The sequence below is a fragment of the Streptomyces sp. NPDC007095 genome, from assembly GCF_040634475.1.
GTDB lineage: Bacteria > Actinomycetota > Actinomycetes > Streptomycetales > Streptomycetaceae > Streptomyces.
This window is the reverse complement of record NZ_JBEYFS010000056.1, coordinates 48,634-56,860: the sequence shown is the minus strand read 5'-3', so window position 1 is coordinate 56,860 and position 8,227 is coordinate 48,634. Positions and strand designations below refer to the sequence as shown.

Below are 8,227 nucleotides of genomic sequence, written 5' to 3'. Positions count from 1 at the left end.
GGCCGGTTCCGTACATGCCGAGGGCGTGGCTGCCGTACTCGCGGCGACGGCCGACGGTCATGGCGGCGTCGAGGCCCGGGTCTCCGGGGCACCCGGAGTACCGGGGGCGCTGGGAGCCGCGGGCAACGCGGGCGGCAGCGCGTGCTGTTCGCCGTCACGCCGTGCCCGCCGCCCGGACGGCACGGGCACCCCTTGCGGAGAAGCCACGGGAACCCCCTGCGGAGGCACCGTCCCGCCCAGTCCCGTACCCACGGCCGCGGTTCCCGCCGTGTGCTCGGCCGCCATGACGACCTCGCCCTCCGACACACCCTCGGCCGCGTCGCCGTCGTCCGCGCCCTCGACCGGGCTCGGCCGTCCACGACGGCGCCCGGTGGCGACGGCGTCGCCACCACCGGGGCCCTGGGCCTGCGCGGGCACGGACACCTCGGCGGCCTCCTGCTCCGCGGCCGTACGGCGCCTGCGCCGCCCGGTGGGAGCGGCCGCACCGCCCTCGGCCGTGACCGGCTCCGCGGGGGCGACCTCGCTCTCCAGGAAGGCGTCCACGGAGGACCGCCGGGCCCGCCGCCTGCCGCCCTGGTTGCCGCCGTTCTGGTGCGAGGCCTGCTCGGGAAGGGCGATCTCGGCACCGGTCGACACCGGGGCCTCGGGAGCCATCGCTCCGGCCCCGTCGCCGATCGGCACCTCCAGCACGAACGCGCTGCCGCTCATCCCCGGCACCTCGTGCGTCTGCAGCACGCCGCCGTGCGCGCGCACGATCCCGCGCACGATCGGCTCGTGCACCGGGTCTCCCCCGCTGTACGGCCCACGCACCTCGATCCGTACGACCTCGCCGCGCTGCGCCGCCGCCACGACGACGGTGTTGTCCATGTAGCCGCCCGCGGACACCGGCGCGTTGCCGGTCGCGTCGACACCGGCCACGTCCGCGATGAGGTGCGCCAGCGCCTGCGCGAGCCGCTGCGGGTCGACCTCGGCCTCGATGGGCGGCGCGTGCACGGCGAACTGCACACGCCCGGGCCCGATCAGTTCGACGGCCCCGTCGACACCGGCCGCGACGACCGCGTCCAGCATCACGTTCGTACGGACGATCTGCTCGGCCCCCGCGTCCAGCCGCTGATAGCCGAGCACGTTGTCGACGAGGGTCGTGATCCGCGAGTAGCCCGCCGCGAGGTGGTGAAGCACCTGGTTGGCCTCGGGCCACAGCTGTCCGGCGTCGTCGGCGGCGAGCTTGGAGAGCTCACCGCGTAGCTGGTCGAGGGGCCCGCGCAGGGACTGGCCGAGCACCGACAGGAGCTGATCGTGCCGGGCGGTCAGTGCCTCGTAGCGGTCCTTCTCGCGCTCGCCGAGCGCCGCGTACCGCTCGTCGCCCGCGGCGAGTTCCTCCTCGTGGCGCTCGCGCATCTCGGAGAGCTCGGCGGTGTGCCGCTCGCGCAGCGCCTCCAGCTCCGCCGCGTGCTCCTCGCCGATCCGCTCGATCTCCTCCGCGTGCAGGGTGGCCTCGGCGTCCTTCTCCTCGACGAGGCTGTCGTACGGCCGTCGGTCGGTGAAGGTCATCACGGCGCCGACGAGCTGGTCCCCGTCGCGCACCGGAGCGGTCGTCAGGTCGACCGACACCTTGTCCCCGGACTTGGACCACAACACCTGCCCGCGCACCCGGTGCTTGCGCCCGGAGCGCAGGGTATCGGCGAGCGGGGACTCCTCGTACGCGAAGGACTCGCCGTCCGCGCGCGAGTGAAGGATGAGGGCGTGCAGGTCCTGCCCGCCGAGATCACTGGCCCGGTATCCCAGAATCTGAGCGGCCGCCGGATTGACGAGGACGACCCGGCCCTCCGTGTCCGTGCCCACGACACCCTCGGCCGCCGCGCGCAGGATCATCTCGGTCTGTCGTTGCGAACGCGCGAGTTCGGCCTCGGTGTCGACGGTGCCCGACAGATCGCGTACGACGAGCATGAGCAGCTCGTCAGGGGCGGGACCGTAACTGTCGTAGGCCTGCTGGCCGTTCTCCAGGTTCGCGCTGGTGACCTCGACCGGGAACTCGCTGCCGTCGGTCCGCCGAGCGATCATCCTGGTCGGCTTGGTCCGCCCGCTCTGGTCGATCGTCTCGGGCCGCCGCATGGATCCGGGGATCAGCCGCGAGTCGAACTGCGGCAGCAGATCGAGCAGCCCCCGGCCCACCAGAGCCGTACCCGGGGCCTCGAAGGCCTCCAGGGCGATGGTGTTGGCGTTGACGACCGTGCCATTGGCGTTGACCAGCACCAACGCATCGGGCAGCGCGTCCAGTATGGCTGCGAGGCGAGCAGCGCCTCGGGATGGCCTGCTGCTCACGAGACGCTTCCTCCCTGTTACCGCACCTTGCCGACCGCGAGGGCCATCTTGCCAACCTGCCCGCAGCGTGTCACGCGAGGGAGTCTACGGGCAGAGGTTGCGCTCGCGGCGCCGGATGAGAGGGAGGTCGCACGCAGAAGAACGGAAGAACCTGTGACCGCGCATTTCACCCCTTCCCTCCCGGCCTCGCCGAACCATGGCGTCACCATGACCGAGCCGTGCCGCGGCTGCGGGCGGAGCCGGGGAGCAGGGGGACGAGGGCGTCCCAGCGCGCGATCTGGCAGCCGTCCGCCCGGTCGAACCGCGCGTCGACGGGCCGCCCGGCCCAGGTCCCGGTCACATGGGCGGTGGCCGGACCGCCGAACATCATCGTGCACATCGTGCCGGGCGCAACGGGAGCGAAGGGGTCCTTGCCCCAGGTGGTCCGCCGGTCCAGCGTCGTGCACGCCTTGCCCACGTCGGGGTGACTGCCGCCATCGGGATGACATCGCAGTTCGTACGTCCCGTCGTCGCCTTCCGCGTGCTGGACGGTCACGGTCAGCCGGTCCCCGGAATCCTCGTCGCGGGCCGGCGGAGGCATCAGGCTCAGGGAGGCCGACTCCGCGCGGGCGGCTCCGGCCTGGGCGACGGCGGGCAGGGCGGGCAGGGCGGGCACGGCGGACAGTGCCGCGGCGGACGCGGCGGCGGTGAGGACGAGACGACGCAACATGACCTGACTAACGCGAGGGGGCGCGAGCGGTTGCGCGCGGCCGACGCCTGCGCCCCGCGTCTCTCAGGAGTTCCGGCTCCCCGGCTCTCCGGCTCTCCGGCTCTCCGGCTCTCCGGCTCCCCGGCTCTCCGACTCCCCGACTCCTCGGGACTTTGCTCTGTGGCCCGACTGCCTAGTACCGTGGGAGCCGATTGGTGACACCCCACCCGGCTGTGTCATCATCTGCACGCACCACTTGCGCTCGCGCGGGGGGTTGTGCGGGAGGCGTCGCCTAGTCCGGTCTATGGCGCCGCACTGCTAATGCGGTTTGGGCCTTAAAGCCCATCGAGGGTTCAAATCCCTCCGCCTCCGCGTCAAGATCCGAAGCCCCGGTCCACTTGGACCGGGGCTTCGGTGTTGAGTACCTGCGGAGCGCGTTTGCCCAGCTCGCAAGGGGTGCGGCAAACGGATTTCACATGGCGGCGGCAGTCATGTAATGTTCTTCCTGTCGCCGCGAGCGGGCCGAAAGCCCGGGAAGCGGGACGAAGAAGGAAACAACAGAACAAGCACTCGTAGCTTAACGGATAGAGCATCTGACTACGGATCAGAAGGTTGCAGGTTCGAATCCTGCCGAGTGCACACCGAACCAGAGGCCCTGTGGAGTGATCCACAGGGCCTCTGGCTTTTGCCTTGACGGCAGTGTCTGACGGCAACCGCCTCCGTTCTGTCCACGCCCTGAAAGGGGAACACTGTCTGGCATGCCTGTCTCGCTGCATCACATCGTCATCGACGCCCACGACCTGCCCGCCCTGTCCCGGTTCTGGGCTGAGGTGCTGGGCTGGCGGATCCTGTCCGAGCGGGAGCGGGAGGTCGTGATCGGGCCGGACGAGACGGCCCCGGTGGGAATCTGCTTCATGCCGGTGACCGACCGCAAGGTCGTCAAGAACCGCCTGCACCTCGATCTGACCTCCACGGCGGAGGACCGGGAAGCCGAGATCGAGCGAATCCTTGCCCTCGGCGCTCGCAGAGCGGACGTCGGACAGAGCGGCGACGAATCGTGGACCGTGCTGGCCGATCCGGAGGGGAACGAGTTCTGCGTAGTCCGCCCGAAGGAGACCCTCATCGGATAGCCCTGGGAGTCGATCAGACGGCTACCGGGACACAGGCCCACGGCCACCCGGATCGAGCTGTGGCCGAGGGCTTCCATGATCGCAGCTCAGTGCGACGCAGACCGATGCGGACGGGCGGCTCGCACGCGACCCACAGCCGGTTTTCCCTGGCCGCCGTCAGGAGCTGACGTCCTTCCTCGGCCGTGAGCGGTGCGAATTCAGGCTTCGGTCCCACGCTCAGCTCCACGTTCCTGGCCACGTTGCGGGGCAGCTCGTCCTCACGTACGGCGTGCACGAGCGGCACGGAATCAGGGCTTTGGGATCAGCTCAGGGCCTTGGCTGCCTTGTAGATGGTGGGCCGATCCTTCGGAGCGTGGCTGAGCATCGCGTCGATCGGCTCGCCCAGCTCACCGGGCGCCTTCACGAGTCGAGGCCGGCCGCATCGCTGTTGTCGTGTGTCCCTCCACCCGGCATCGGGCTGCAAAGCCATACCAGCCCGGGACACCCGTTCATGACGCATAAAGGGCAAATCGCCTTAGAGGTCGGTGGACAGCAGGCAGGCACGGAAATGGCGGGGCAGGTACTGCTTGCGGCGCTGGCCTTCGGCCAGGGCGATGTGGGTGCTGCGGGACAAATTCCGTGCGGTGACCGCTCGTTCGAGGACTGAGCGGCCGGTATCCGCAGTGGTAGCCGATCTCAACCAGGTCCTGCGGGGCTGGGCTGCGTACTTCCGTAACGGCAACTCAGGACGGAAGTTCAACGTGGTCGACGGCTATGTCCACGAGCGGCTGGCGATCTTCGCCAGCGCGAAACACAGACTTGCGGGCAGGAACTGGACCACCCGTTTTACTTATGGGTGGATCACTCGGCTCGGGGTCTACCGTCTTACCGGAAACGTGCACAGGGCGACGGCGCATGCCAGCCGGTGAACGATGTCGGAAAGCCGTGCGCGGGAGAGCTGCATGCACGGTATGAAGCGGTGGGGACTGGAAAGGGAGCGGAAGCCACCGCGCCGGTCCCGGACCTTACTAGCGCAAACCACTTGAAGGCAGCCGCCGGACGGGATGTCGGCCTTAGCTCTACGCGATGAGCGGTGACCTCCCGGAGGCCCAGGACTTGGGCCAGGAGGCGACGGGTAGCGTCAAGGCGTGGCTGGTCCGTGGGCGTCGGTCATTCGCTCGCCACTTCTCCGCCGTGTCGGAGAAGGAGGCGGAATGCCGGATGAACGTGAAGTTCCCGCCTGGCTTGCCGAGAGTATCGCGCAGTTCGACTGCATTCGGTTTGACCGGTCGGTGTCCGCGCAGGAAGTGAGCAGGCGAAGTGCCAGGCGTCATCGGTATCACGCTCTCTCCACTTCCGTTATCGATCGACGTCGAATTCGATATCCACACCGTGAGGATCTCGGAATGGGCCTGCGGTAACGGAGGCCAGGTGAGCAGAACGTCGCGTAGGCAGTCCAGAGGCCCCGGACGGATCCGGGGCCTCTGGCATTCGGGGAGTACGGGGCTGTGGGTTCGGCCGTCGTCGGAGTGTTCGGTCTTGTGGGCGTCAGTCGGCATGGGTGGCGTGGGCGTCCGGGTTGCGGACGCTCGTGAGGAGCTCTCGGTACGTCTCACTCATGGGCTTCTCCTTCCCCTTCGGGCTGAGAGAGACGATCTCGATGAAGTGGTCGTCGCCGGCGATGAGGCGGGCGGAGCCCGAAGCGCCGTCAGGGGCGGAGAGACGCGCGTCGAGGGCCGCCTGGCCATGGACCGTGATCTTGTGGACGCCGGTACTGGAGAGCATGTGCTTGGAGGACTGGACGGCCGTGTTGTAGCCGTCCACCAAGCCCCGAAGACCGTCGTTGAGGTCCCCCTTCGCGCAGGGCAGGTCGAAGACCGCGAAGACGATGACCCCGTTATCGGTCTTCTCCTTGTAAAGGCGACCGCTCATTCCGTCCATGGCCTCGGTGAACTTCGTGACCCTGGGCTTTTCGGGGAGCCGGAATTTGACGCCGCTCGAGGCGTCGGTGGTCTCCACCCATTGTTTGGCGGAGCCGGGGCTGCCGTGCTGACGGTGAGCGTCATGATCGGAGGCGACCGCGGTGACGGCGGCCGTGTGCGGCGCCGCCGTGGCGGCCATCGCGCTGCTGGGCAGCACCGCGCCTCCGGCGATCACGGTGGTCGAGGCGGCGAGCAGCAGAAGGCGTTGGAAATGGGAACGGCGAGTCATGGAAATTCACATCCCGTGGAAGTAGGGGGAGGAGGGGCAGTGGGTTGACGAATGGTCTGCGACTTACGGGTTTCCGGCCGTGCATCGCATGTGTCCATTAGGCCCGGTCCTTTGAATCGGGTCATGCCCCTGAATCACGTGACGCGAGAAGTCGGGACTTGACCGATGCCGTCGGGCTGAGCACGATTCCCGGCCCGCACGCCGTCGCCGCGGCGCGCTTCCGGTGTGGGGGTGCTCGCGGGGAATCGATCCTGCCGTCGTCTATCGAGTGAACGTCATTGATTTCTGCGGGAGTTGAATGACTCCTCGCCTATTTTCCGGCATGGAGGTGATGCTCGATGTACGGGCAGGACGCGATCGACGTCCACGACTTCGTGTTCGCGGCGACGGGACGCGGGTGCGGAGGCTGACGCCGGCTGAGGGGAAGCACTGGTTCCCGGCGGCGGACGTGGCCAAGGACCTTGGTTACACCAACACCCGCCAAGCCCTTCTCTGGCATGTCGCGGAAGATTGCCGACAGAGTCTCTGCGCGGCTCGAGGAGCGGAACATTCGACCGGACGAGGAGTTCGCGGCGCGGGCGGCGGCGCGGAACGAATTGCTGGCCGAGCGCAATGCCCTGATGGCCGAGGGTAATCGGCTGGCGGCTCAACGGGAGCAGTGGACGGCTGAGAGGAATCAGCTGTTGCGGGAGTCGAAGGGTGACCGGAGCACCATGACCCGGTGCCAGGACGCGATGGCACGCAGCCAGGAAATGATTTTTCGGTGCCAGGACGCGATGGCACGCAGCCAGGAAATGATCTTTCGGTGCCAGGAGGTGATCGCTCGCAGTCAGGTGGTGATCGCCCGGAGTCAGGACGCGATGGCGGCGGCCCTGGGGCGCATGGCCGAGTCGTTGGACCGGATCGCGGGTCGGATGGGGGCGGCCGGCGGGGGGCTGGAAGCCGCCGGTGATGACTCCGCAGGAACTGCCGGCGGGGTGGCAGGCGAGGAATCTTGTCGTCACCGCGGATGTGCACGCCGTGGCGGCGTATCTCGCGCCCGCGCTTGTGCGGCTGAAGGCGCGGTACCGGCTGGAGGACATCGCCGGGCGAACCGGGCTGACGGTGGAGCGCGTGCACGACAGTGTGCGGATGTTGCTCAAACGCGGATGCATGAAGCAGAGCGGGTGCGCGGCGGACAGGGCGCCGGTGTACGTGCTGCCTCAGGAGGACGCCGGAGGACGCCGGGGTCGCCGGAGGACGCCGGGGGATGCCGGGGGACGCCGGAGGGCGCCGCACGAAGGAGAAGGGCCCGAAGTCGCATCCCACGCTTGCGGCTTCGGGCTCTTCCCGCGTTAGGCGAAGGCGCGCAGGCTCATTCGCCCGTTCGCAGCTCCTCCAGGTAGTCGCTCATCAACTTTCCCGTACGGGTGAACCAGTCGTACAGGACCGCGATTTCGGTGGGCGAGTAGTCGGAGAAGAGTTCGGTGACGCGGGCGTAGTGCGGCTCGTAGAGGGCCATGACGCGGGCGACCGCGTCCGGGTTCGCGGCCACGCGGACACGGCGGCGGTCGTCGGGGTCGGGACGGCGGGTGACGTAGTCGGCGCGTTCGAGGCGGTTGAGGATCCCCGTGACGGCGCCCGTCGTGACGTGGGCCCGCTCCGCGAGGTCGCCGGCCGTGAGCAGGGTGTCGCCCGCCTCCAGTACGAAGCCGAAGCAGGTGAGGTCGGTGACGTTCAGGTTCAGCCGCTGGGCCATCTCCTGCTGGCCGATCATGCCCGTCGCGATGAGGTGGTCCATGGCGCTCAGCGCCTGGGCCGGAGTCGCGGGCGGGCGCGGCGTGCCCTGCTGCATGTGCATTTCCCTTAGTGCGTGAGATGTTTTTGGAGTAGATTTCTTAGCCTGTGAGGGATTCTA

General features: G+C 68.7%; 5 protein-coding genes, 2 tRNA genes and 3 pseudogenes. 5 read left to right on the top strand and 5 right to left on the bottom strand.

Annotation, left to right across the window (positions count from 1 at the left end):
* Window positions 1-114: 114 nt before the first annotated feature.
* Together ABZ656_RS20700 and ABZ656_RS20695 are read right to left on the bottom strand one after the other, a co-directional pair.
* Window positions 115-2,322 (bottom strand): annotated as a pseudogene (locus tag ABZ656_RS20700) (PAS domain-containing protein); the annotation flags it as partial.
* A gap of 202 nt (window positions 2,323-2,524) precedes the next feature.
* Window positions 2,525-3,031 (bottom strand): SSI family serine proteinase inhibitor, encoded by a 507-nt coding sequence (locus tag ABZ656_RS20695; RefSeq protein ID WP_360269659.1) that lies wholly within the window; start codon window positions 3,029-3,031, stop codon window positions 2,525-2,527.
* A 260-nt stretch (window positions 3,032-3,291) separates the two neighbouring features.
* On the opposite strand from ABZ656_RS20695, the gene ABZ656_RS20690 reads away from it, so the two are divergent.
* The 3 genes from ABZ656_RS20690 (at window position 3,292) to ABZ656_RS20680 (ending at window position 4,140) form a co-directional block, all read left to right on the top strand.
* Window positions 3,292-3,382, top strand: a tRNA-Ser gene (locus ABZ656_RS20690).
* Window positions 3,383-3,576: 194 nt separating this feature from the next.
* A tRNA-Arg gene (locus ABZ656_RS20685) sits at window positions 3,577-3,649 on the top strand.
* A gap of 119 nt (window positions 3,650-3,768) precedes the next feature.
* On the top strand, window positions 3,769-4,140 hold the full coding sequence (locus tag ABZ656_RS20680; RefSeq protein ID WP_101398945.1) for a VOC family protein: 372 nt from the start codon (window positions 3,769-3,771) through the stop codon (window positions 4,138-4,140).
* A 301-nt stretch (window positions 4,141-4,441) separates the two neighbouring features.
* Here ABZ656_RS20680 and ABZ656_RS20675 read toward each other — a convergent pair.
* Window positions 4,442-4,558, bottom strand: a pseudogene (locus tag ABZ656_RS20675) (protein kinase family protein); the annotation flags it as partial.
* A 175-nt stretch (window positions 4,559-4,733) separates the two neighbouring features.
* Between ABZ656_RS20675 and ABZ656_RS20670 the strand changes: the two are divergent.
* Window positions 4,734-5,048 carry a group II intron maturase-specific domain-containing protein gene (locus tag ABZ656_RS20670; RefSeq protein ID WP_101398943.1) on the top strand — a complete coding sequence of 105 codons (315 nt, stop codon included), beginning with the start codon at window positions 4,734-4,736 and terminating at the stop codon, window positions 5,046-5,048.
* Window positions 5,049-5,667: 619 nt separating this feature from the next.
* Here ABZ656_RS20670 and ABZ656_RS20665 read toward each other — a convergent pair.
* A complete protein-coding gene (locus ABZ656_RS20665) occupies window positions 5,668-6,330 on the bottom strand; it encodes a hypothetical protein (RefSeq protein ID WP_360269656.1) in 663 nt (220 codons plus the stop codon).
* 338 nt (window positions 6,331-6,668) lie between these two features.
* On the opposite strand from ABZ656_RS20665, the pseudogene ABZ656_RS20660 reads away from it, so the two are divergent.
* A pseudogene (locus ABZ656_RS20660) lies at window positions 6,669-6,856 on the top strand (Bro-N domain-containing protein); the annotation flags it as partial.
* An 828-nt stretch (window positions 6,857-7,684) separates the two neighbouring features.
* On the opposite strand, the gene ABZ656_RS20655 reads toward ABZ656_RS20660, so the two are convergent.
* The gene (locus ABZ656_RS20655) at window positions 7,685-8,170 is read right to left on the bottom strand and encodes a helix-turn-helix domain-containing protein (RefSeq protein ID WP_101398939.1); all 486 of its coding nucleotides are present in this window, start codon (window positions 8,168-8,170) and stop codon (window positions 7,685-7,687) included.
* Between the last annotated feature and the right edge of the window lie 57 nt (window positions 8,171-8,227).

Coding starts and splice junctions, on each gene's coding strand:
- ABZ656_RS20695 (WP_360269659.1), bottom strand. CDS start 3,031: ATGTTGCGTCGTCTCGTCCTCACCGCCGCCGCGTCCGCCGCGGCACTG.
- ABZ656_RS20680 (WP_101398945.1), top strand. CDS start 3,769: ATGCCTGTCTCGCTGCATCACATCGTCATCGACGCCCACGACCTGCCC.
- ABZ656_RS20670 (WP_101398943.1), top strand. CDS start 4,734: ATGTGGGTGCTGCGGGACAAATTCCGTGCGGTGACCGCTCGTTCGAGG.
- ABZ656_RS20665 (WP_360269656.1), bottom strand. CDS start 6,330: ATGACTCGCCGTTCCCATTTCCAACGCCTTCTGCTGCTCGCCGCCTCG.
- ABZ656_RS20655 (WP_101398939.1), bottom strand. CDS start 8,170: ATGCACATGCAGCAGGGCACGCCGCGCCCGCCCGCGACTCCGGCCCAG.